The organism is Leptotrichia wadei (assembly GCF_007990445.1).
Lineage (GTDB): Bacteria > Fusobacteriota > Fusobacteriia > Fusobacteriales > Leptotrichiaceae > Leptotrichia > Leptotrichia wadei_A.
This window is the reverse complement of the sequence record NZ_AP019841.1, coordinates 1,886,241-1,909,071: the sequence shown is the minus strand read 5'-3', so window position 1 is coordinate 1,909,071 and position 22,831 is coordinate 1,886,241. Positions and strand designations below refer to the sequence as shown.

The 22,831-nt window shown below is 30.2% G+C and carries 22 protein-coding genes; 16 read left to right on the top strand and 6 right to left on the bottom strand.

Annotated elements, in window-relative coordinates; genetic code table 11:
* Nucleotides 1-123: 123 nt before the first annotated feature.
* From FVE74_RS09005 to aroC, 16 genes are all read left to right on the top strand, one after another.
* Nucleotides 124-1,164 carry a transposase gene (locus FVE74_RS09005; RefSeq protein WP_232053937.1) on the top strand — a complete coding sequence of 347 codons (1,041 nt, stop codon included), beginning with the start codon at nucleotides 124-126 and terminating at the stop codon, nucleotides 1,162-1,164.
* Between the two features lie 274 nt (nucleotides 1,165-1,438).
* Nucleotides 1,439-2,563 carry a mannose-1-phosphate guanylyltransferase gene (locus tag FVE74_RS09000; RefSeq protein WP_147004225.1) on the top strand — a complete coding sequence of 375 codons (1,125 nt, stop codon included), beginning with the start codon at nucleotides 1,439-1,441 and terminating at the stop codon, nucleotides 2,561-2,563.
* Between the two features lie 41 nt (nucleotides 2,564-2,604).
* Nucleotides 2,605-3,585: a KpsF/GutQ family sugar-phosphate isomerase gene (locus FVE74_RS08995; protein ID WP_147004224.1), complete on the top strand. Its 981-nt coding sequence runs from the start codon at nucleotides 2,605-2,607 to the stop codon at nucleotides 3,583-3,585.
* 25 nt (nucleotides 3,586-3,610) lie between these two features.
* Nucleotides 3,611-4,309, top strand: coding sequence for a 23S rRNA (guanosine(2251)-2'-O)-methyltransferase RlmB (gene rlmB, locus FVE74_RS08990; protein ID WP_147004223.1), 699 nt, complete (start codon nucleotides 3,611-3,613; stop codon nucleotides 4,307-4,309).
* A gap of 213 nt (nucleotides 4,310-4,522) precedes the next feature.
* A complete protein-coding gene (locus FVE74_RS08985) occupies nucleotides 4,523-5,104 on the top strand; it encodes a hypothetical protein (RefSeq protein ID WP_147004222.1) in 582 nt (193 codons plus the stop codon).
* A gap of 35 nt (nucleotides 5,105-5,139) precedes the next feature.
* Nucleotides 5,140-5,412, top strand: a complete 273-nt coding sequence (locus FVE74_RS08980; protein WP_147004221.1) for a DUF1871 domain-containing protein — start codon at nucleotides 5,140-5,142, stop codon at nucleotides 5,410-5,412.
* Between the two features lie 148 nt (nucleotides 5,413-5,560).
* Complete coding sequence (locus FVE74_RS08975; protein ID WP_006806019.1) at nucleotides 5,561-5,800, top strand: type B 50S ribosomal protein L31; 240 nt, start codon at nucleotides 5,561-5,563, stop codon at nucleotides 5,798-5,800.
* Between the two features lie 603 nt (nucleotides 5,801-6,403).
* A complete protein-coding gene (locus FVE74_RS08970; RefSeq protein ID WP_147004220.1) occupies nucleotides 6,404-6,724 on the top strand; it encodes a putative heavy metal-binding protein in 321 nt (106 codons plus the stop codon).
* A 53-nt stretch (nucleotides 6,725-6,777) separates the two neighbouring features.
* Nucleotides 6,778-7,797, top strand: a complete 1,020-nt coding sequence (gene aroF, locus FVE74_RS08965) for a 3-deoxy-7-phosphoheptulonate synthase (protein ID WP_147004591.1) — start codon at nucleotides 6,778-6,780, stop codon at nucleotides 7,795-7,797.
* A 21-nt stretch (nucleotides 7,798-7,818) separates the two neighbouring features.
* A complete protein-coding gene (locus FVE74_RS08960) occupies nucleotides 7,819-8,694 on the top strand; it encodes a prephenate dehydrogenase (protein WP_147004219.1) in 876 nt (291 codons plus the stop codon).
* Nucleotides 8,695-8,719: 25 nt separating this feature from the next.
* A complete protein-coding gene (locus FVE74_RS08955) occupies nucleotides 8,720-9,322 on the top strand; it encodes a GNAT family N-acetyltransferase (protein WP_147004218.1) in 603 nt (200 codons plus the stop codon).
* Nucleotides 9,323-9,573: 251 nt separating this feature from the next.
* Nucleotides 9,574-10,665 (top strand): 3-dehydroquinate synthase, encoded by a 1,092-nt coding sequence (aroB, locus tag FVE74_RS08950; protein ID WP_147004217.1) that lies wholly within the window; start codon nucleotides 9,574-9,576, stop codon nucleotides 10,663-10,665.
* 118 nt (nucleotides 10,666-10,783) lie between these two features.
* On the top strand, nucleotides 10,784-11,320 hold the full coding sequence (locus FVE74_RS08945) for a DUF2262 domain-containing protein (protein WP_147004216.1): 537 nt from the start codon (nucleotides 10,784-10,786) through the stop codon (nucleotides 11,318-11,320).
* 127 nt (nucleotides 11,321-11,447) lie between these two features.
* Nucleotides 11,448-12,740 (top strand): 3-phosphoshikimate 1-carboxyvinyltransferase, encoded by a 1,293-nt coding sequence (aroA, locus tag FVE74_RS08940; RefSeq protein WP_147004215.1) that lies wholly within the window; start codon nucleotides 11,448-11,450, stop codon nucleotides 12,738-12,740.
* A 160-nt stretch (nucleotides 12,741-12,900) separates the two neighbouring features.
* Nucleotides 12,901-13,521, top strand: coding sequence for a Type 1 glutamine amidotransferase-like domain-containing protein (locus FVE74_RS08935; RefSeq protein ID WP_147004214.1), 621 nt, complete (start codon nucleotides 12,901-12,903; stop codon nucleotides 13,519-13,521).
* 27 nt (nucleotides 13,522-13,548) lie between these two features.
* Nucleotides 13,549-14,646, top strand: a complete 1,098-nt coding sequence (gene aroC, locus FVE74_RS08930) for a chorismate synthase (protein WP_147004213.1) — start codon at nucleotides 13,549-13,551, stop codon at nucleotides 14,644-14,646.
* Nucleotides 14,647-14,698: 52 nt separating this feature from the next.
* On the opposite strand, the gene FVE74_RS08925 is transcribed toward aroC, so the two are convergent.
* From FVE74_RS08925 to FVE74_RS08900, 6 genes are read right to left on the bottom strand one after another with little or no spacing between them, the layout of a single operon-like run.
* Nucleotides 14,699-15,646 (bottom strand): M23 family metallopeptidase, encoded by a 948-nt coding sequence (locus FVE74_RS08925; protein WP_147004212.1) that lies wholly within the window; start codon nucleotides 15,644-15,646, stop codon nucleotides 14,699-14,701.
* A gap of 38 nt (nucleotides 15,647-15,684) precedes the next feature.
* Entirely contained in the window at nucleotides 15,685-16,893 is a 1,209-nt protein-coding gene (gene coaBC, locus FVE74_RS08920) for a bifunctional phosphopantothenoylcysteine decarboxylase/phosphopantothenate--cysteine ligase CoaBC (RefSeq protein WP_147004211.1), read from the bottom strand.
* 25 nt (nucleotides 16,894-16,918) lie between these two features.
* On the bottom strand, nucleotides 16,919-18,370 hold the full coding sequence (gene cysS / locus FVE74_RS08915) for a cysteine--tRNA ligase (protein ID WP_147004210.1): 1,452 nt from the start codon (nucleotides 18,368-18,370) through the stop codon (nucleotides 16,919-16,921).
* A 42-nt stretch (nucleotides 18,371-18,412) separates the two neighbouring features.
* On the bottom strand, nucleotides 18,413-19,066 hold the full coding sequence (locus tag FVE74_RS08910; protein ID WP_147004209.1) for a retron system putative HNH endonuclease: 654 nt from the start codon (nucleotides 19,064-19,066) through the stop codon (nucleotides 18,413-18,415).
* Nucleotides 19,050-20,186: an AAA family ATPase gene (locus FVE74_RS08905; RefSeq protein ID WP_147004208.1), complete on the bottom strand. Its 1,137-nt coding sequence runs from the start codon at nucleotides 20,184-20,186 to the stop codon at nucleotides 19,050-19,052. The genes FVE74_RS08910 and FVE74_RS08905 overlap by 17 nt, the downstream gene beginning before the upstream one ends.
* Before the next feature lie 30 nt (nucleotides 20,187-20,216).
* A complete protein-coding gene (locus FVE74_RS08900) occupies nucleotides 20,217-22,556 on the bottom strand; it encodes an endonuclease MutS2 (protein ID WP_147004207.1) in 2,340 nt (779 codons plus the stop codon).
* Between the last annotated feature and the right edge of the window lie 275 nt (nucleotides 22,557-22,831).

Sequence of the window (22,831 nt, the reverse complement as noted above, 5' to 3'; positions counted from 1 at the left end):
TAAATAATAAAATTTCTAAAGAAATAATTAAAAATAATATTCAAAATCAAAAGGAGGTGTAATTTTATGAAGTATAATTTAGCATTCAAATACAGGATTTATCCAAATAAAGAGTAAGAATTATTGATAAACAAGACTTTTGGATGTGTTCGTTTTGTTTACAATACAATTTTGTACACTGCGAATAAAATTTATGAAGAAACTGGAAAAAATAAAATAATTACACCTGCCAGTTTGAAAAGTGAAAATCAATTTTTAAAAGAAGTTGACAGTCTAGCACTTTCAAATGCTCAATTGAATGTAAAACGATCGTTTACAAATTTTTTTCAGAAGAGAGCGAAGTTTCCAAAGTTCAAATCTAAAAAGACTAGTGTTAAAAGTTATACGACAAATTGTGTGAATAATTCAATACGAATTGAGGAAAACAAATATTTGGTTTTGCCAAAATTGAAAAAAGTTAAATTAAAATATCATAGAGAAATACCGAAGGATTACAAGATAAAGTCGGCAACACTAACAAACAGTAATGGAAATTACTATGTTTCTATTTTGACGGAATTTGAAAAAGAAATTCAAAAAATGCCAAGTAGTGATAAAGTAATTGGACTTGATTTTTCAATGTCTGGATTATTTGTCAGTTCTGAAAACCAAAGGGCTGATTATCCAAGATATTTTAGGATGTTGGAGAAAAAATTGAAAAAATTACAAAAATCATTGTCAAGAAAAGTGAAATTTTCTAAAAATTGGTATAAACAAAAAATGAAAATATCAAAATTGCATGAGTATATCAAAAATTGTCGAAAAGATTTTTTACATAAATTATCAAAAAAATTGTCTGAAACGTATAATGCTGTGGTTGTTGAGGATTTGAATATGAAAGGGATGAGCCAGGCATTAAATTTTGGGAAAGGTGTAGGAGATAATGGATGGGGAATATTTTTGAGGATGCTTGAGTATAAACTGATGTTTTTAGGGAAACAATTTTTGAAGATAGATAAGTGGTTTCCATCGTCGAAAACTTGCAGTAAATGTGGAAACGTTAAAGAGAAACTGAAATTATCAGAAAGAAGTTATAAATGTGAATGCTGTGGAATTGAAATTGATAGAGATTACAATGCTGCAGTGAATATAAAAGACATTGGAAAATTGATGTTGGAATATTAGGAAAATAAAAAAAGACAGGGTAGGAACTACCCGAAGAGCTTGGTAAATATATTTGGCTAACAAAAGCAGATACTTCCCAAGAAGCTCCCGCTTTTAAAAGCGGGAGTAGTTCACTAGTTATATGAATTTTGAGTAATATTCTTTCCTATTTAAATAACAAATTTGTTGTGAAGGAAGTCAATAAGTAACAAATAGGATAAATGCTATTTAGCAAGAGGTTACAAACCCTTATCATGAGATAAATGAAATTAATTAGAAGAACAGGAGAAAAAATATGGATAAAGTAGCTTTAATTATGGCTGGAGGAAGTGGAACAAGATTTTGGCCATTATCTACAAATGACAAGCCGAAGCAATTTTTGGATCTGGTGTCGGAAAAGACGATGATTAAGGAAACTATCGACAGAATAAAAGAAATCATTCCAGTAGAAAAAATATTCATTTCTACAAATATTAAATATTTTAATATAATAAAAAAAGAATTGCCTGAAATTGCTGACAGAAATATAATTTTTGAACCAATGGCACGAGATACGGCGGCTTGTATAGGATATGCAGCCTGCATTATTAGGAAAATTTATAAAAATAGCATTATGGCAGTTTTACCATCAGATCATTTAATAAAAAAAGAAAAGGAATTTTTGGAAAGCCTGAAATTTGCATTTTGTGAGGCTCAAAAGAATAAGATTGTTACGCTTGGGGTTAAGCCGACTTATGCTGAAACTGGATATGGATATATTGAGTATATTGATAGAAAAAATAAAAAAAATGATTGTGAAAAGAATAGAATTAAAGAAAAATTTGAATCGTATAAAGTGAAAAAATTTAGAGAAAAGCCAAATAAGGAATTGGCTGAAAAATATATTGAGCAGGGGAATTATCTTTGGAACAGCGGAATGTTCGTATGGAAAACGGAATTTATTTTAAGCGAAATAAAAAAACACATGGAAACACATAAAGTGATTTTGGAAAATATTGAAAAAATACTTGAAAATGTGGATTTAGATCAAGTTTTTGGAGAGACATTGAGTAATTTTGTAAAAGATGAGTTTGAAAAATTTGAAAAAATCTCGATAGATTTTGGAGTGATGGAGCATACTAAATCTGTGAGTGTAATTCCTGTTGATATTGACTGGAATGATGTTGGGAATTTTAAGTCGCTTGAAGATATTTTTCCAAGGGACAAAGATAGGAATGTCGTGCAGGCTAGTCATTTTGAACAGATTGAATCTGAAGGAAATATTGTGATTAATAAGGAAAATGATAAGATTATCGCTGCAATTGGGCTGGAAAATATTGTTATTGTAAATACAAAGGATGCCTTGCTTGTTTGTCATAAGGATAAAAGTCAGGAAGTAAAGAAAATCTTAAATAAAATTGAATTAAATAAAAAAAATTAAGCTATCAAGCAGAGATATTCAAAAAAGGAGAAAAATAAAAAATGGAAATAGATATTATAAAAGAAGCTAGAAATGTATTTGATATTGAAATTGCAGAACTTGAAAAATTGAAAAGTAAATTGGGAGATACTTTTCAAAAATTAGTTCAGATGATTTTAGAATTAAAAAATAATAATAAAGTTATTATTACAGGAATTGGAAAATCTGGAATAATTGGGAAAAAAATTGCGGCGACATTCGCTTCGACTGGAACAACTGCAGTATTTATAAATGCGGCAGAAGCGCTTCACGGCGATTTGGGAATGGTCAGTAATGGAGATGTGGTAATTGCCATTTCAAATAGCGGAAATTCTGATGAAGTATTGAGCATTTTAGCGCCGATAAGAAAAATTGGCGGAAAGATTGTCGCATTTACTGGAAATCCTAATTCTACATTGGGAAAATATGCAGAACTTACGGTTAATGTTGGAGTTGAAAAGGAGGCATGTCCACTAGGGCAAGCTCCGATGAGTTCAACTACGGCGACACTTGTAACAGGAGACGCTCTTGCTGCTTGTCTTATGAAATTAAAAGACTTTACTGAAAATGACTTTGCAAAATATCATCCGGGTGGAAGTCTTGGGAAGCGCTTGCTGCTACATGTTTCAGATTTAATGCATATTGGAGATGAACTGCCAGTTGTGAAAAAAGATGAAAAAATTGAAAATGTATTAATGGTGCTTACAAAGAAAAAACTAGGAGCTGTGTGTATTTCTGATACAGGTCTTGAAAATGGGAAGTTGCTTGGAATTATAACAGAAGGAGATATTCGGCGAGCCTTGAAGCATAAGGACAAATTTTTTGATTATGTGGCTTCTGATATTATGATTTCTGCTCCAGTAACGATTGAAAAGAATGCGATGGCTCTTGATGCACTTCATCTGATGGAAAATAGAAAAAGTCAGATTAATGTGCTTCCAGTTGTGGAAAATGGGAATATTGTGGGGCTTATAAGAATTCACGATTTAATAGGATTGAGATAAGAATAAAAATAGAAAGAGAGAGGAAATGGAAAAAATAATAGGAATAAATCCAGTAATAGAAGTATTGAAATCTGATAAGAATATTGAGAAACTGGAAGTTTATAAAAAAATAAAGAAAGAAACAATAAAAGAAATATTGAATTTGGCGAGCAAAAGAAATATAAAGATTTTTTATACTGACAGACGGACTGAAAATTCCCAAGGAGTTGTGGTACTTGTTTCGGAATTTGATTATTATGTGGATTTTACTGCATTTCTAGAAAAACTTTTGAAAAAGGAAAAATCTATAGTTGTTGTACTGGATCAGGTTCAGGATCCGAGAAACTTTGGAGCAATTATAAGAAGTGCGGAGTGCTTTGGAGTGGATGGGATTATTATTCAGGACAGAAATAGCGTAAAAGTTACAGAAACCGTTGTAAAATCATCGACAGGAGCGATTGAGCATGTAGATATTGTAAAAGTTACAAATATTTCTGATACGATTGATAAATTAAAAAAATACGGATATACAGTTTACGGTGCAGAAGCTGATGGGCAAAATTATTATTATGAAGAAAATTATCCAGAAAAAACGTGCCTTGTGCTTGGAAGCGAAGGAAATGGTATGAGAAAAAAAGTGAAGGAACATTGCGACAAAATTGTAAAAATACACTTGAAGGGGCAAATAAACTCGCTGAATGTATCTGTAGCTGGAGGAATAATATTGTCGGAGATATCGAAATAATAAATTTAAAATTTTCTCATTTGTAAAAAATATTTAGGAGATTATAAAAGTGATAAAGAACGAGTAACAGCAGTATTTATAGTCACAAAGAGTCAAGACTGCTTGTTAGTGAGTGAAGCAAAACAAAAAACTCAAGCATAAAAGAGACAGTATTTATCGGATTTTTAGATTTTTGAAAATAGCTAAAGAAATATTTTATGGGAGGGAAATTAAATGGGAAAACAAAAGTATATTTTAAATAATACTTATGGAATTAATGGGATAGAAAAAATATCTTTAAAGGAGATAATGAAGATTTTTTCTGTTCCTGAAGAAATAGAAATGAAATTGAGTGATGATAAAATAACGATATCAATAGATTTAATATACAAAGGTTTGAAAATATACTATTCATTAAGTTACTTTGTTGAAAATCTTACAAAACCAGAAACTCAATTTTTAACTTTTTGTATGGAAAAGTTGTATTTAAACAATAGAGAAAGTATAAAAGTAGGAGATGAAATAAAGACAGTTCTTCCTAAAATAAGAAAATATCTTAAGAGAAACAATAAAAATGTTAAATTTGAATATGAGGAAGATAAGTATGCAGGGAGATATTTATTTGATAATGGAGAGATTGATATATTTTTTGAAAAATTTGGGAGTAAAAAAGTAATGGATGATATAATGATAAGTTTGCCTTATGAGGATATATTGCCAGAAAATAAGGAAATTTTAGTGGAAATTAGTAAAATAATGGAGATAAAGACTAAAATAGATGAGTTATTTTGGGAAAAATACAAGAGAGTTGATTAATTGTGAAATTCAAAAAGTATAATAAAAAAGAGGAAATGTATAAAATAAAAAAACTTGAAAATAATATAAAAGAGATTATTGATTTTTGGGATCCAATCAAGTTATTGTCTTTTGCTCCACAGGATGAATACGATTTTGAAATTAAGCAAATTAAGAATAAAATGCTTATAAATAAAGATATTAAAACTGACGAATTGACTCTTGTGATACAGACTGTATTTAAAAATGCTTTTGGAGAAGATGTATATTATTCTGATGAAAATATAGAGTTTGATATTGCAAAGAAAATTTTGAAGAAATGTATTTAAATATTTTCAAAATACAAAAAATAGAATCTTATATATTTCATCTAAATTTTTACCATATGGAGACTTGAAAAATAAAGAAAAATATGGTATTATTATATGAAATATTGAAAATAATTATAGTTATAAATAGAAAGGAGCATAGGCAATTATGAAAAAAGATTTACATCCATCATACGGATTTGTAGTATTTGAAGATACAAGTAACGGAGAAAAATTTTTAGGAAAATCAACTAAAACTTCTAAAGAAACAACAACTTTTGAAGGGCAAGAATATCCGGTAATAAAAGTTGCAACAAGTTCAACTTCTCACCCATTCTATACTGGAAAATCTAAATTTGTTGATGAAACTGGAAGAGTTGATAAATTTAAGAAAAAATACAACTTATAATTTTAAAATATTGGAAACAGGGATAAATTATTCTCTGTTTTTATTTTTATTAAATTTTAATAGTTGACAATACATTTAATATTTGTTATTATATAATAAATCATTTTAAAATTGAATCGAAGGATAATGGATAATTTTTTTAAATTAACATTTATAGTTTGATTTTAAAGGATTTGGGAAAATAATTTAGTAGGATAGTAGGGTAGAAGAAATTTAAATTTATAGAAGAATAGAAGATAATTTAGTAGTTTAGAAAAAATGTAGCATTGAAGTTTAGAAGGAAATTGTAAAAAAGTGGGAATTTACGGGTAATTAATTTTGAAAAATATTTAATATTGTATATTTAAAATTATAAAATTGAATAATTTTTTAGATTAATTCAATTATAATTGATGGATGTAGAGTTTAGAATAGGATAATTGTTTAGAGTATTTTATAAATTAATTTAGTTGGCGTAAATTTTAGCTGTAGCAAATGAACTATTAGAGTATTGTAAAATGTGTAAATAAGTATTGATATATAGATATTTAATTTTATCCTCTCCTAAAGTTATTTTAAGAGAGTTTTTTTTATAAAAAAATTAAAGAAATGAGGTAGGTAAGGATGGTTATTACAACTACGAATGAAGTCCAGGATAAAAAAATTGTGGAATACAAGGGAATTGTCTTTGGAGAAGTTATTTCGGGAGTTAATATGTTTAAGGATTTGGGAGCAAATTTGAGAAACATATTTGGAGGAAGATCTAAAGGATATGAAAATGAACTTTTGGCTGCTAGAACAAATGCTTTGGAGGAAATGGAGAGCAGAGCGGCGGCTATGGGTGCAAATGCTGTTATTGGCGTAAAAATGGATTATGAAGTTTTGGGAGCGGATAACGGAATGCTTATGGTAACTTGCAGTGGTACAGCTGTAGTTGTAGATTAATTTATAAAAAATAAAAAAAATAAAAAAATAAAAGAAGAACAGGAGAAAAAATGATGATTATTAAAGTAGATGGTGGAATTGATGAAAAAGTTTTGGAAAAAATGATAAATAGATTGGAAACTGAAAATAATGTTAGTGTAAAATTGATTGCTGGCAAAGATTACTCGATTTTAGGATTGGTTGGAGATATTAGCACAATTGATATTAAGCATATTCAATCGCTTGACTATGTGCTGGATGTTCAAAGAGTTCAAGAACCTTATAAAAGAGCGAGCAGAAAATTCAAGCCAGAAGATACAATTGTAAAAGTTGGAAATGTGGAAATTGGTGGAAATAATCTTGTGATGATGGCAGGGCCTTGTTCTGTTGAAAATGAAAAACAAATTATTGATACGGCAAAAGCTGTTAAAGCTGCGGGAGCAACTATTTTAAGAGGTGGAGTAGTTAAACCTAGAACATCTCCTTATGCATTCCAAGGACTTGGGATGGAAGGTGTTAAACTTATGGAAAAGGCAAAAGCGGAAACAGGACTTCCAATAATATGTGAAATTATGTCAATTTCTCAACTTCATGAATTTGGTCCGCATGTTGATATGATTCAGCTTGGGGCAAGAAATATGCAAAACTTTGACTTGTTAAAAGAAGTTGGAAAAACAAATATTCCAGTGCTTTTAAAAAGAGGACTTAGTGCGACAATAGAAGAATGGCTTATGTCAGCAGAATATATTTTAGCTGGTGGAAATGAAAATGTGGTTCTTTGTGAAAGAGGAATAAGAACTTACGAAACAGCTTACAGAAATGTATTAGATTTAAATGCAGTGCCAATGATTAAAAAATTAACACATTTACCAATAATCGTAGATTCAGCTCATGCGACTGGAAAATACTGGATGGTAAAACCGCTTGCAATGGCAGGAATTGCAGCTGGAGCAGACGGACTTATGGTAGAAGTGCATCCTGAACCAGACAAGGCGTTGTCAGATGGACCTCAATCATTGAAATTTAATGTATTTGAAGATTTGATGCAAGATGTGGAAAAAATTGCAAATGTGTTGGGAAAAACTTTTAAATAAATTTTTAGAAGGTTGTAAAAAATGAAAAAAATAGAAGATTTAACGGTAACGATAGTAGGACTTGGAGTAATTGGAGCAGCTTTTGCGCAAAGTTTTAAGGAAATCGGTATCAAAACTGTTTATGGAATTGATATTGATGAAGAAACTTTGAAAAAGGCAGAGGAGAAAAATATGATAAATAAAGGGTTTCTTGAAACTAAGGACCCTTTGGAAAAATCAGATTTTGTTGTAATTACTCTTTATCCTAACTTGATGAAATCGTTTTTTGTGAATAATATTGATAATTTTAAGGAAAATGCCATAATTACTGATGTTGTGGGTATTAAGGAGAAAATTATTGGAGATATTGATCCGATTATTGAGGAAAGTAATAAAAAGAATGGGAAAAATATTGACTTTATTTTTGGGCATCCGATGGCGGGGCGTGAAAAAAGAGGAATTGATTTTGCGGATAATCGTGTTTTTCAAAATGCAAATTATATAATTATTAAGGATGAAAAAAATAAAAAGGAAAATTTGGAATTGCTTTCAGAAATTGTAAGATTGATGGGATTCAAGAAAGTTAGTTTTCTTACGGCACAGGAACATGATGAGATTATTGCGTTTACGAGTCAGCTTACTCATGCGATTGCGGTTTCACTTGTGAATAGTGATAGTGAGAAGTATGATACAAATCGTTTTATTGGGGATTCTTATCGAGATTTGACGAGAATTGCAAAAATAAATGAAGATTTGTGGGCAGAGCTGTTTATGGGAAATAAAAAAAATCTTTTGAAAATGATACAGCAGTTTGAAAAGGAATTGGATGTAATTAAAGATGCCTTAAATAATAATGATTTGGGGACATTAAAAGAGAAATTTATAATTTCTACGAAACGTAGGGAGAAAATAGATTAATAGAAATTAATTTGGGAGGAATGAAATGGAAAATAATTCTGAAAAGAAAAAGTATTTGAAAACATTGATTGGAGATAATATTTATTTTTCACCAATTTCTCTTGATGATATTGAAGAGTACACTGAGATGATTAATGATATAAAAGTTTCAGTTGGTTTAGGCTCTGTTTCTTATACAAATATTACAGATTTTGAAAGTGAAAAGGAATTTTTAACTTCAATAAAAAAAGAAAAAATATTTGCTGTTAGACTACTTGAAAATGATGAACTTTTGGGAAATATTGGATTTAATTCATTAGATATGGTAAATAGAAACGGTGCATTGGGAGTTCTAATAGGAAATCCTAACCATCAGCGAAAAGGTTATGGAACAGAAGCTCTGAAATTAATACTTGATTATGGTTTCTCATTTTTAAATTTGAGAAATATATCGCTAAAAGTATTCGAATATAATGAACCAGCCTATAATTTGTATAAAAAAATTGGATTTAAGGAAGTAGGACGGTTACGGAAAGCGGTTGAAATTATGGGAAAAACTTATGATATTATTATAATGGATATGTTGAAAGAAGAGTTTCAGTCGATTTATATAAAAAAGGAACTTGAAAAAAGATATAACTTGAAATAAAAAATTATATAGTAAAATCATTTTAAATTGTTGGATTTAGTGGTTTTGCTATATTTTAATATACAATTATTTTTAGAAAAATATGTTAAAAACTATTTAAAATTAAACTGTTAAAAATTATGTAAATTTAATGGTTGAGTAAAATATTCATAGTTTTTGAGTTTAGTTTTAAAGCAGTTTTACTATAATATTGATTTGAAATGTAAATTTAGTATTAAATGAAAAATTATGATTAAAAGGATGGATAAATTATGGAAAAATTACATGTTGGATTGGGAAAAAATTCTTATGATATTATGATTGGGGAAAATTTTTTTGGGGAATTTCCAAAATATATTGGAGAAGTTTATAGTGGGAAAAAATTGTTTGTAATTACAGACTCAAATGTTCATGAGATTTATGAAGAAAAATATAAAGAAATGTTTAAAGGATTTAATTACAGCATATTTGTGCTACAAGCTGGAGAAAAACATAAGCATATTGGGATAATGCCTTCGATTTACTCGGCTATGGTGAATGAAGGGCTTACGAGAAAGGATATGGTTGTTGCATTTGGTGGCGGAGTTGTTGGGGATATTGCTGGATTTGCAGCGGCTAGTTATATGCGTGGGATTGGGTTTATTCAAATTCCTACAACAATTGTTTCACAAGTTGACAGTAGTGTTGGTGGAAAAGTTGGAGTTGATTTGCCTGAGGGGAAAAATCTTGTTGGGGCATTTCATCAGCCAAAACTTGTTTTAATTGATAATTATTTTTTAAATACATTAACTGATAGATATTTTTACGATGGATTTGGGGAAATTGTGAAATATGGATGTATTTATGACAAGAATTTTTTTGATAGACTTGTGGAAATTGTGGAAAAAGTTGGGGTTTCGCAAGATGATGAAAATTATATACAAAAATTGCGTGAACATTTGATGAAGTATGTGAATGAGCTTGTTTATCGTTCTTGTGAGATAAAGAAGGAAGTTGTGGAAAAAGATGAGAAGGAAAGCAACTTGAGAATGATATTGAATTTTGGGCATACGATTGGTCATGCGATTGAGCAGTTTACAAATTATGAAAAATATTCGCACGGAGAGGCGATTTCTGCTGGGATGGTGGATATTACGAAAATTGGAGAGAAAAAAGGATTTACTAAAGAAGGGGAAGCTGTGAAAATTGCGAAATTGCTTAAAGCATTGAATTTGCCAACTGAAATTGAGTATCCAAAAGATGAGATTGCGAAGATTATGAAAAGGGATAAGAAAAGTACGAATGACGGGATTAATTTTGTGATTTTGAAAGAGATTGGGGAAGTTGAAATTATGAAGATTGGAGCGGAAGAGATTTTTGAGTAAGCATTTGCAAGTGTGGAAATAGAAATGTGTGATTATATTGGAAAATTGAAAAGGTTAGGCAGTATCTGATAAATTTATTAAAATCTTGAATTGGAAAAGAATAAAATGGAGGAATAAGATGGATAGTAAAATTATTAAAGATGAAATTTTTGGAGAAATAAAAAATTTTGAAACTGAAGTTGAGTGGCTTGGGAGAAAAATAAGTGTGAGTTTTGATGATGGAATTGGGCATAATTGGAGTGAAGAGAAAAAAGTAGAAGAAGTTAAAGGGGCAATTGAACAATTTAAAATTATGTATTTCAATCAAAAAGAATGGGATGAGAGAATAAGAGATAGAATTGTGGAAGATTTGATGGAAGTGGCAGAAGATTGGTTTTCATCTATAAATGAAGAAGATTTAGATGAAATGATAGCTGTACTTGAAAAAAATTTAAATTCTAAATTTACGGAAAAAGAAAAGGAAGAGTTAAAAGAACAAAAAGTTTCAAAAGAAGTTTTTAAAAATGGGATTTATCTTGAAGGGTTGCATATAACTTCTGATGGAGATTTTACGGTGTACTATTATGATGATGAAGTATTTTTTGCAGGGCATGGAATTGATTTAATGGGGAATGTTAGCGGAGAATTTACAAGTGAAGCAGATATTATAGGATAAATTTTTAGTTTTGAGTGTTGAAAGAGAATTTTGATAAGGATAAGATTTTGAATAAAGGTTTTGGTTTAAAGGGTTCTTTTAGACTTAAAATGAAGAGGAAAAAAACAATGTAAAAGGAGAAAAATTTATGAAAATAAAAATAAAACCAAGTACATTAAATGGAAAAATAGAAATACCACCGTCAAAAAGTTATTCGCATAGAGCGGTGATTGCAGCGGCATTAGCCGAAAGTGAGAAGAAGTCGATGATTGATAATTTAAAGTTTTCTGTGGATATTACTACAACAACGGATATTATGGAAAATTGGGGAGCGAAAATTAAAAGATTTGAAAGTGCTCTTGAGATTGTCGGGAATGATGGGAGAGTTGTTCCGAAGGATAAGTATGTGCAATGTAATGAGTCGGGGTCGACTATTAGGTTTTTGATTCCTGTTGGGATTACGAGCGAGAATGAATTGATTTTTGATGGGAAAGGGAAATTGGTGGATAGACCGCTGGATTCGTATTATAAAATTTTTGAGGAGCAAGGGTTGAAGTATGAGACAACTGGTGGGAAATTGCCACTTACGGTTAATGGAAAATTGAAAGCTGGGAATTATGAGATTGATGGAAATATTAGTTCGCAGTTTATTACTGGGCTTTTGTATGCTTTGCCACTTCTTGATGGGGATTCTAAGCTGATTATTAATAAAAATTTGGAGTCGAAGGGGTATATTGATTTGACGCTGGAAATTTTGCAGTTGGCTGGAATTGAGATAAAAAATAATGATTATAAATCGTTTGAGATAAAAGGTAATCAGAGTTATAAGCCTTTTGATTATACTGTTGAAGGGGATTATTCGCAAGTGGCGTTTTGGATTGTTGCGGGGATAATTTCAGCGAATTGTGATAATGAAGTGAAATGTTTGCATGTGAATAAAAATTCGTTGCAAGGAGATAGGGAAATTATTGAGATTGTTACTAGAATGGGGGCAAACCTTGAAATTTTTGATGATTATGTGATTGTGAAGCCATCTAAAACAAAAGGAACTGTGATTGATATTTCTCAATGTCCTGATATTGCACCAATTTTAACTGTGCTTGCTGCATTGAGTGAAGGAGAAACTCGGATTATTAATGGAGAAAGACTTAGAATTAAGGAGTCGGATAGAATTACTTCAATAAAGACTGAGCTTAATAAACTTGGTGCGAATGTGACTGAGGAAGGGGATAGCTTGATTATTCAAGGTGTAGAAGGATTTATTGGTGGAATTACGGTGAGTGCTTGGAATGATCATAGAATTGCGATGTCTTTGGCAGTTGCGTCATCTCGATGTGAGAAAGAGATTGTTTTGGAAGAAGCTGAAAGTGTGAGAAAATCTTATCCGCATTTCTGGGATGATTTTGTAAAAATGGGTGGAGAAATAGAGAAAGATTGCTAAAAAGATTTTTTAGAAAGATAAAGTTTATTTATAATAGATAAATAAGTTAAAAATGGTAAAATCTAAAATAAAAATTTTTTTAATGAGATAGAAAATTAATAGAATATGCGGATGTAAAATTTAATTAAATTTTGTTGAGACCGCTAGGAAAGGAATTTATATGAGTAAATTATTTTTGACATCATATTTAGCAGGAACGAAAAATTTAGCGAAAGAATTTTTAAAAGATGTACCAGAAAAAGAAATTACGTTTGTTCCGACTGCTTCAAACACTGAAGATTATAAAGGATATGTAGACGAAGCTAAGCAGGCATTTTTGGAATTGGGATTTTCAATAAATATTTTAGATATTTCAAAAACAACAAAACAAAAAATAGAAGGTATATTGAAGGATACAAAAATTTTGTATGTGTCAGGTGGGAATACATTTTATCTATTGCAGGAGCTAAAACGTAAAAAAATTTTGGATACTATTAAAAACAAAATTTCAAATGGGATGCTTTATATAGGAGAATCGGCTGGAGCGATTATTACTTCTAAAAATATAGAATACAATCAGATAATGGATAATAAGGATATTGCTTCTGATTTAGATAATTATGAAGCAATGAATATTACGGATTTTTATATTTTGCCACATAATAATGAATTTACGTTTGTCGAAAGTACAAAAGAAACTATAAAAATTTATGAAAATAAATTAAATTTGCTTCCAATAAGCAATAGTGAGGCAGTTTTTGTAAATGGAAAAGATTTTGTTGTAAAAAATGATGATAAATAAAAATTTGGGAAAATAGAAAGGAAAAAAATGGCAGCAAATTTTGGAAAAAATTATAAAATTTCGATTTTTGGAGAATCGCATGGAAATGCATTAGGAGTAAATATTGACGGAATTTCAGCAGGAACAGAGCTGGATTTGGAATTTATCTCGCAGGAAATGAGAAGAAGAGCACCTGGAAGATCGAAATTGACAACACCTAGAGTGGAAAAGGATGAATTTGAGATTTTGAGTGGATTTTTTGATGGAAAAACGACTGGAACGCCACTTGCGATGATTATCAGAAATTCAAATCAGCGTTCAAAGGATTACAGCGAATTAAAAAGAAAGCCAAGACCAGGACATGCAGACTGGAGCGGATTTAACAGATATAACGGATTTAATGATATTCGTGGAAGTGGACATTTTTCTGGGAGAATAACGGCTTCGTTGGTATTTGCTGGAGCAATTGCAAAACAGATTTTGAAAGAGCAGGGAATTTTAATTGCAGCACATATCAAATCGGTAAAGGATATTGAAGATAGGGACTTTGTGGAAAGTGATATTACAGAAGAAAATATTGATAAACTTAGGAATATGACTTTGCCTGTCTTGAATGAGGAAATTGTGGAAAAAATCGAGAAGGCTGTGGAAAAAACTAGGGAAGAAAAGAATTCACTTGGTGGAATTGTAGAGCTTATGGTTACAGGACTTCCTGCGGGAATAGGAGATCCATATTTTGAATCCATGGAAAGCGAGCTTTCGAGAATGATTTTCTCGGTGCAGGCTACAAAAGGAATAGAGTTTGGGGCAGGATTTGGAATTACAGAAATGACAGGATATGAAGCTAATGATGAGATGTATTTTGATGAAAAAGGAAATATAAAATCATTTACAAATAATAACGGTGGAATCATAGGTGGAATAACGACTGGAATGCCAATATCATTTAAAGTGGCGATAAAACCGACGGCTTCAATTGAAAAAGCACAAAAAACTGTAAATCTTGAAACAAAGCAAAATGATATTTTAGAAGTTCATGGAAGACATGATCCAATAATAGTGCCGAGAGCAGTGCCAGTACTGGAGGCGGCTACGGCAATTGTAATTTTGGATAGAGTTTTGGAAGCTAAGAAACGTTTTTTGTAAATAAAAAATGTAATAAATAAGCAAGAGATTTGAAAGTCCCTTGCTTTTTATTTTATTTTTTTCCCACCTTTTTTAAATTTACTTTTTTAGAATTGTTTATTATTTTTTCTTTTTTATGTAAATCATCTTTTTTTTCTAAAAATATACTTTTATTTCTAAATCCAATATCATACCCTTTTGGTTCAAACCATTCTGTTCTAGCTGCTTCAGTTTGAATCTTTATTTCATGTCTTGACATCTGATTTCCATTTTTTATTTTAAAGTACATTTCTGGATCGACTCTGTTTGTAAGCCCTTTTCCACGCATTTCAAAAGCTATTTCAAAATGGAGATGAGGAGCGTGAGTACCACTTGCATTTCCAGTTGTTCCTGTTTTAGCAATTACTTGTCCAGCTTTTACCGTATCTCCAATTTTTACGTTTACTTCGCTTAAATGGCAATATCTAATGTATTTTACTTGCATTGTATTAGGGTCATAATTTGGGCTGTATGCCCATTCTCTTGCACTTTCTTTAGGCTTGTAATTTTTTCTTTTTATTTTCTCAAGCTCCTTTGGATTAACTTCCAAATAAAAATTTAATCCATACCCTGTTTTATCCACATACATATCCACAATTTTTCCATCCAGAACCGCATAAACATCCGTTCCCGGCAATGCAAAAATATCAATTCCTTGATGTCCTCTTGCCCCATTACTTCGAGTCAGTCCAAATTTAGCCCAGTCAGGATAAACTTCTCCACGAAAATTGTAATATGTAACCTGTGGATCTTTTATTGGATTAATTCTAAAAATTTTATCATCTTCATCTTCAGTTACAATATTTTTAAAATTAATATTTTTTCTACCAAATATCATCCCCAAAATTATAATTCCTAAAATCAATAAAGCCGTTATTCCCAAAATTATTCCTGTTTTTTTTCTAGATTTTGAATTTTTGTTTTCTAAATTTTCTTTTTTTTCATTCAAAACTCTATTTACATTTTTCTTTTCATTATCCATAACATTAATTCGCTAAATTTGTATAGCCTCTCCTTCTTTTATTTGTTTTTTTCCAACTCAAAAATAATCTCTCTCAAAATATCATAAGCCAGCTCCATTTTACTTTTCTGACTGATTTTTACCGAAGTTCTGTCTTTTTTAATAATCTCAATCATATTTTCATCGCTGCCCATTACAGACGCATTATTTGCCACTATAATATCCAAATTTTTCTTTTCCAGTTTCTTTAATGCATTTTCCCTTATCTCATTAGTTTCTGCGGCAAATCCAACTAATAGCTGTTTTTCCTTCTTTTTGCTCATCTCTAATAAAATATCAGGATTTCTAACCAATTCCATAACCAAATCTGAATCGGATTTCTTTATTTTTTCCTTTTTGTATTCCTTTGGCCTGTAATCAGCAACTGCCGCACAAGCTATGAAAATATCAGTATTTTTAAAATATTCATCCACTTTCTCATACATTTCCAATGCCGATTTCACAGAAATAAAGTTTTTAAGCCCATTTGGAATTTTCAAGTCCGTAGGCCCGCTAATTAAAGTTACTTCTGCTCCCAGATCAGCAGCCGCCTGAGCAAGTGAATATCCCATTTTTCCACTTGAATTATTTGACAAATATCTGACAGGATCAATATTTTCCTTTGTTCGCCCACTTGTTATAAGAATTTTTTTACCTTTTAGTGCAGTATCAAAATTTTCTATTTTTGAAAAAATACTGTATCTTTCTATTTCATCGACAATATCCTCTGGCTCGCTCATTCTGCCCTTCGCACTATAATTACAGGCAAGTAATCCTTCTTCTGCATCAATAAACCTGTATCCAAAAGATTTTAGCTTATCAATATTCTCTTTTAAAATCGGATTTTCATACATATTTACATTCATCGCCAAAGCAAAAAATACTGGCTTTCTTACCGAAACAGCAGCAAGAATCGTCGTAGGCATATCGTCTGCAATCCCGTTTGCCACTTTTCCAATTATATTATAAGTCGCAGGTGCAATCAAAACCATATCCGCCCAATCTGCAAGTGAAATATGCTCCACCTCATAATGCGGATTACTGTTCCACATATCCACATAAATCCTATTTCTTGATAAAGTTTCAAGAGTCAAAGGTCCAATGATTTTTGTAGCATTTTCAGTCATCACAACTTTTACATTATATCCTTTCTTTTTCAAAAGCGATACAATCCCAGCTGATTTATATGCCGCAATTCCACCTGTAACTCCTACTAAAATATTTTTCATTTTTTCCCTCTTTTTAAATCAAAAATTACAATAAATTATAATCTGTACTTCCATCCTTATTATCCTTAATTTCCACCCCAAGTGCCTTCAATTCATCCCGAATTTCATCAGATAACTTGAAATTTTTCTCACTTCTTGCCTCACTTCGTAATTTTATCAGCAATTCAATTAATTTTTTTGTCAATTCCATATTTTCTCCTTCTTCCTCCTTCACAGCATTTTCTACTTCAATCGCTATTCCAAACACATTTTCTATTTTTGCCTTCAAAGAATCATAAGATTTTTTTATTTCATAATAAATTGTGGAAAACTCATTTTCATTTGTGGAAATAAATTTATTTGTTTCCCTAATCTGATCAAAAATAGTCGCTAATGACTGTGGCGTGTTCATATCCTCATCCATCGCATCTTCAAATTTTTTATCAAATTCATCAATTTTTTGAGAAAACTCTGAATTTTTAATATTTTCTATTTTTTCATTCTTATATTTTTCAACAATATTTTCAAATTTATTCATTGATTTTACAATATTTTGCAATGCCTTTTTCGTATCCTCTATATTCTCAAATGAAAAATTAATTGGCTTTCTGTAATGAGTGCTAAGAATAAAAAGTCTTACTACATTTCCAGAAAATTTTTCAAGTATTTCACGAAGCAAAAAGAAATTTCCTAGCGATTTTGACATCTTGTCGCCATTTATCTGAATAAATCCGTTGTGAAGCCAGTAATTTGCAAAATTTCCGTGATAAGCACACTTACTTTGAGCAATCTCATTTTCGTGATGCGGAAAAACTAAATCTTGTCCGCCACCGTGAATATCAAATGTATCCCCTAGATATTTTTTTGCCATTGCACTACATTCTATATGCCATCCAGGACGCCCCTGTCCCCAAGGCGATTCCCAAAACGGCTCTCCATCCTTCTTTTCCTTCCAAAGTGCAAAGTCTACTGGATTTTTCTTAATTTCCGACACATCAATCCTAGCCCCAAGTTCCAGCTCCTCAATTTTCTGATTTGACAATTTCCCATAATCCTTATATTTTTTCACCTCAAAATAAACATCCCCGTCTTTCTCATAAGCAAACCCATTATCAATTAATTTTTGAATAATCTCGATAATTTCAGCCATATTCTCAGTAACTTTAGGTCTTTTAACACTCTCAAGAATATTCAGCTTGCTAATATCCTCAAAAAAATATTTTATATATTTTTCCGAAACCTCGCTCGCAGAAGTTTCTTCTTCCATAGACTTATTTATAATCTTATCATCCACATCCGTAAAATTCTGTACATAATTAACTTCCATCCCTTTATATTTAAAATATCGTGCCAACGTATCAAACACCACAATCGGTCGTGCATTTCCCAAATGTATGTAATTATAGACAGTAGGTCCACAAACATACATTTTTACCTTATTTTCTTCTATTGTTTTAAATTCTTCAATTTTATTTGTCATTGTATTGTAAAGTTTCATTTTTTTCTCCTTGAAAAATTTTCTTATTTTTTAGATTATTTCTTATAAAATTTTAATATTTTCTATTAAAAATTTTTTTAATGTTGGAAGTTCATCAAAATAATTTATAATTTCTATTTTCTCATCATCATTTCTTGAGTTTTTAATGCTATTTAATATCTGATTTATATAACTTTTTCTATAATCACATAATTTATTTTCATTTAAATTTAAAATTTCAATTGTTTTTATTGCCTTCTCGTATTCAAGTCCAATTTCTTTTTTTGGAATAATTTTACCTGTTCTTATGCTATATGAAAAATATTCTTCTGGATTTTCTTCAACTGGATTTATAAATAATTTATTATCCCAAGTAGATTGTTTTTTATGCCCACATGTTTTGTTTTCTGAACAGGATGTTAAAAAATTTCTGTAATCAAAAGTGAGATTGGCAAATTTACTTTTTGGTTTTATATGTTCTATATGGCATTTTTTATCTTCTTTTAAATCATTATCTTCAAAAGACAGTATCATTTCACAATAAGGACAGTAACTTTTATCTCCTATTTTTTGTTCATTTTTTAACATATAAGATTTTAACTCTGGCTTTATATGAAGATTCTCTGGTTTATTAAGAACATCCCAGTGTTTAGGATTTTTCTTTCTTTTGAACTCTGAAAAAAATTCTGGTTCATCCTTTTTATTTACTTTCAACATTTTTCAAACCTCGTTTTTTTCTAATTTGAATATCCATATCCATTAAAAGCAAATCCTCATCCTTATTACCTAATATTTCTCGTAATTTTTTATATTTAATTTTAAATTCTTCACTCTCATATTCATTTTTATCCACTAACTCCCCAGCCTCTTCCAACAACTTAAACACTTTAGGATTTCTAGTAGTTTGAAGTCCCATAATATCCTTCAACACTCTATCCGTCGGCTGTCCGTAAGAATCATACAATTCATCCCCAGTCCTAACCACAATTTTCCCTTCATCATCCTTATCCAGCAACATAATATTTTCTTTTCTTACACTCCCTAAAATATGTGGAGAATGTGTCGCAATAATAATCTGATTGTTTTTTCCGATTTTCCTATAAACATCAACAATTCTTTGCTGCCATTTTGGATGCAACGAAAGTTCTGGTTCATCAATCAAAATAATTGAATTTTCAGGTTCCATTGTTCTTATTGCTAATGTTCGTAAGAATAATTGTTTTTCTCCTGATGATAAATTATTTATATCGAATGTATCTCCTGATGAATTTTTAAAGATAGGAAGTATTTTTTCTAAACTGTTAGCTTTTGACATTCCTACTAATTTAATATCATTATTTTCATCGAGAACTTGAAACATTTCATTTATTTCAGAAACTACTTCTTCCATTATTTGTTGTGAACTTTTATCACTTCCTTCAGTTACTTTATTCATAATTTTGGATCTTATATAATCAGGAATGTTACGAAATTTATATGTTCCAATAGTATACGAAAATTTATCTTTAATTAATTCTAAAAAATATTTTTCATCATTCCATACATTTCTAAATTCTACTGTTGCTGGAACATAAATCACCTTAGTTTCTTCATTTTCAATCAAGTTATTTAAACCTTTTTCATCTGATTCAAATTCTATCTCTATTTTATTTTTATTTTTTAAACCTTGTTCAATATTTTTAAAATATTCTGATATAACTTCCAAAACTGTTGTTTTACCTGTTCCATTTACTCCAGCCAAAACAACAACATCTAATATTTTTTCATCATTTTCAAAATTAATATTTAAATTTTTCAATCTTTTTTCATTTTCTATGTATAAGTTTTTTATTTTCATATATAAAAAATCTCCTTTAACATAATTTAACTATTTCAAAGTAACTACCGTACACCCAACTCCCCCTTCATTCTGATTGGCATCTTTAAATTCTGCCACATATTTTGAAGTTCTCAAATATTCATGAATCTTCTTTCTTAAAACCATTGTTCCTTTTCCGTGGATTATATAGATTTCATGATACCCTGTAAGCATTGCCCTATCCATATAAGTTTCAAGTTCTGCGATTGCTTCATCGGCGTTCATTCCACGTAGGTCGATTTCTCCTTGTACTTGAGAAGTTCGTTTTAATGAAGCGAAGTTTTTGAATTTGTTTGTTTTTTTCTTTTGAATTTTTACAATGTCATCAGTTGATACAACCAGCTTTAATATTCCAGTTTGGACTTGAATACGGTTATCTGGCATTATTTTCAAGATTTTTCCATTTTGATTCATTGTTTTTACAAGCACTTCTTCTCCAACGGCAAAATCTACATTTTGAGTAATAATTTTCTTTTCCTTTACATTTTTCTTTTTGTCTGTAATGAATGATTCACGTAGCATATTCAGGCTTCTTTGAGCATTTTTCGCATCTTCTTTTTTAGATTCCTCGCTGTTAATTTTGTCAATCAGGTTTTTGGCTTTTGCCTGCATATTTTTCAAGTAATTGTCGGCTTCTTCGTAGGCACGTTTTATAATTTCATTTTTTTCATTTTCGAGTTTTACCATTTTTTGCTCGTAAATGTTTTTCTGTTTATCAAGTTCGGCTCTTGTTGCCTCCAATTGCGCATGCATCATTTCCAATTTATCATTTTTTTCCTTTATGGATTTTAACATTTCCTCAACTCGCTGATTATCTTCACTTATATAACTTTTTGCATTTTCAATAATTTCTTCGCTAATTCCATATTTTCTTGCAATTATAAGAGCGTTGCTTTCTCCAGGTATTCCTTCCAGCAATCTGTATGTTGGTGACAATGTTTCCACATTAAATTCCATTGAGGCACTTTTAATTCCTGTTGTGTTAAAGGCATAGGCTTTTACTTCGCTATAATGGGTTGTAATTATTGAAGTTACGTGCTTTTTGTTCAAATAATCAATGATTGCCATTGCAAAAGCTGCTCCTTCCATCGGGTCAGTTCCACTTCCTAATTCATCCATTAATACAAGTGATTTACTGCTTGCATGTTCAATTATATCTTTTATTTTGCTAACATGCCCTGAAAATGAAGATAAATTTTGCTCCAGACTTTGTTCATCCCCAATATCCGCTAATACATTGTGAAAATATCCAACTTCAGTTTTTTCATTTGCGGGAATTGGAATACCAGATAGTGCCATAATTGTAAGAAGTCCAGCTACTTTCAATGTTACCGTTTTTCCACCAGTATTAGGTCCTGTTATAAGCATTATATTTTCAGGGTTTCCAAGCTCAAAATTAATTGGTACAACTGTATTTTCATCAATTAACGGATGTCTTGCCTCAACCAGTTTCAAATATTCCTTGTTAATAATTTTTGGAACGATACATTTTTTATTAACTGAATAAGTCGTTTTGGCATCAATAAAGTCCAGTCTTTCCAGAATTTCCTTGATTTCCAGAATTTCTTCCTTTTTAGTTTTTACAATTTCTGTAATTCTAAGCAATATTTTCCTGATTTCTTCACGTTCACGAGCTTCATATTCACGTAATTTATTGTTCAATGAAACAACGTTTAAAGGTTCAATGTAAACTGTGCTTCCTGTTGCAGACCTGTCATGTTCGATTCCTTTTATAAGCCCTTTAAAATCAGTTTTTACAGCAATTACGTATCTGTCGTTTCTTTGGGTTACAATTCTTTCCTGAATTGCATTTTGTGTATTTTTATTGGAAATCAGCTCATCAAATTTTTCCTTGATATTCGCATTGATATTCTGTTTCTGTCTTCTAACATCTCGAAGTCCAATTGAAGCATCATCTTTTAAAACACCTTCATCATTAATTGCTTCTGAAATAAAATTTTCAATTTCCCTAACTTCTTCAACATTACTAAATAAATTCCAAATTGTCTTATATTTATCTCTCACATTTTTAGCCCGGCTTTTAGAAATCCTAAAAATTGTCAAATTCTTCTTCAAAGTCGCCAAATCCTCAACACTCAAATAAGATCCAATAATATCAATAGAATTCATCATTTTAGTAATATCCGCAAGCCCCGCAAGTTCCAGTCCGTCATCATACTTATAAAAGTCAATCATCTCCTTCATCAGCATAAGTTCCCTGTCTAAAATCGACTTTTCCTTTATAATGTCAATATCCAAAAACTTTTCTTTAGTCTTTTCCAATCTTGACAAATCAATAAGTTCGTTAATTATTTTATAAAATTCCAATACATCATAATTTTTTTTCATTTTTCCTCTTTTCCAATATCATTAAATTATTTATCTAAAAAGCTATTTTTAACTAAATAATAATTTTTTCAATTATATTTGTAATTTTTTTAACGCAAGAGCATTAGAGGCCATATTCTTGCTTGACCTTTTTTACTAAAATTATAGCATATTTTTCAATAATTTAAAATCGCTATTTAATATAAAGCGTTTTTGTGATATAATTTAGAAAATAAAATATTTAAAAAATAAGTTGTTTTAAAATTAATAACTATACAAAAGTACTACAAAAGAAA

What these genes read in the sequence shown, in the direction of transcription:
- FVE74_RS09000 (WP_147004225.1), top strand. Translation starts at nt 1,439, where the DNA reads ATGGATAAAGTAGCTTTAATTATGGCTGGAGGAAGTGGAACAAGATTT.
- FVE74_RS08995 (WP_147004224.1), top strand. Translation starts at nt 2,605, where the DNA reads ATGGAAATAGATATTATAAAAGAAGCTAGAAATGTATTTGATATTGAA.
- rlmB (WP_147004223.1), top strand. Translation starts at nt 3,611, where the DNA reads ATGGAAAAAATAATAGGAATAAATCCAGTAATAGAAGTATTGAAATCT.
- FVE74_RS08985 (WP_147004222.1), top strand. Translation starts at nt 4,523, where the DNA reads ATGGGAAAACAAAAGTATATTTTAAATAATACTTATGGAATTAATGGG.
- FVE74_RS08980 (WP_147004221.1), top strand. Translation starts at nt 5,140, where the DNA reads ATGTATAAAATAAAAAAACTTGAAAATAATATAAAAGAGATTATTGAT.
- FVE74_RS08975 (WP_006806019.1), top strand. Translation starts at nt 5,561, where the DNA reads ATGAAAAAAGATTTACATCCATCATACGGATTTGTAGTATTTGAAGAT.
- FVE74_RS08970 (WP_147004220.1), top strand. Translation starts at nt 6,404, where the DNA reads ATGGTTATTACAACTACGAATGAAGTCCAGGATAAAAAAATTGTGGAA.
- aroF (WP_147004591.1), top strand. Translation starts at nt 6,778, where the DNA reads ATGATTATTAAAGTAGATGGTGGAATTGATGAAAAAGTTTTGGAAAAA.
- FVE74_RS08960 (WP_147004219.1), top strand. Translation starts at nt 7,819, where the DNA reads ATGAAAAAAATAGAAGATTTAACGGTAACGATAGTAGGACTTGGAGTA.
- FVE74_RS08955 (WP_147004218.1), top strand. Translation starts at nt 8,720, where the DNA reads ATGGAAAATAATTCTGAAAAGAAAAAGTATTTGAAAACATTGATTGGA.
- aroB (WP_147004217.1), top strand. Translation starts at nt 9,574, where the DNA reads ATGGAAAAATTACATGTTGGATTGGGAAAAAATTCTTATGATATTATG.
- FVE74_RS08945 (WP_147004216.1), top strand. Translation starts at nt 10,784, where the DNA reads ATGGATAGTAAAATTATTAAAGATGAAATTTTTGGAGAAATAAAAAAT.
- aroA (WP_147004215.1), top strand. Translation starts at nt 11,448, where the DNA reads ATGAAAATAAAAATAAAACCAAGTACATTAAATGGAAAAATAGAAATA.
- FVE74_RS08935 (WP_147004214.1), top strand. Translation starts at nt 12,901, where the DNA reads ATGAGTAAATTATTTTTGACATCATATTTAGCAGGAACGAAAAATTTA.
- aroC (WP_147004213.1), top strand. Translation starts at nt 13,549, where the DNA reads ATGGCAGCAAATTTTGGAAAAAATTATAAAATTTCGATTTTTGGAGAA.
- FVE74_RS08925 (WP_147004212.1), bottom strand. Translation starts at nt 15,646, where the DNA reads ATGGATAATGAAAAGAAAAATGTAAATAGAGTTTTGAATGAAAAAAAA.
- coaBC (WP_147004211.1), bottom strand. Translation starts at nt 16,893, where the DNA reads ATGAAAAATATTTTAGTAGGAGTTACAGGTGGAATTGCGGCATATAAA.
- cysS (WP_147004210.1), bottom strand. Translation starts at nt 18,370, where the DNA reads ATGAAACTTTACAATACAATGACAAATAAAATTGAAGAATTTAAAACA.
- FVE74_RS08910 (WP_147004209.1), bottom strand. Translation starts at nt 19,066, where the DNA reads ATGTTGAAAGTAAATAAAAAGGATGAACCAGAATTTTTTTCAGAGTTC.
- FVE74_RS08905 (WP_147004208.1), bottom strand. Translation starts at nt 20,186, where the DNA reads ATGAAAATAAAAAACTTATACATAGAAAATGAAAAAAGATTGAAAAAT.
- FVE74_RS08900 (WP_147004207.1), bottom strand. Translation starts at nt 22,556, where the DNA reads ATGAAAAAAAATTATGATGTATTGGAATTTTATAAAATAATTAACGAA.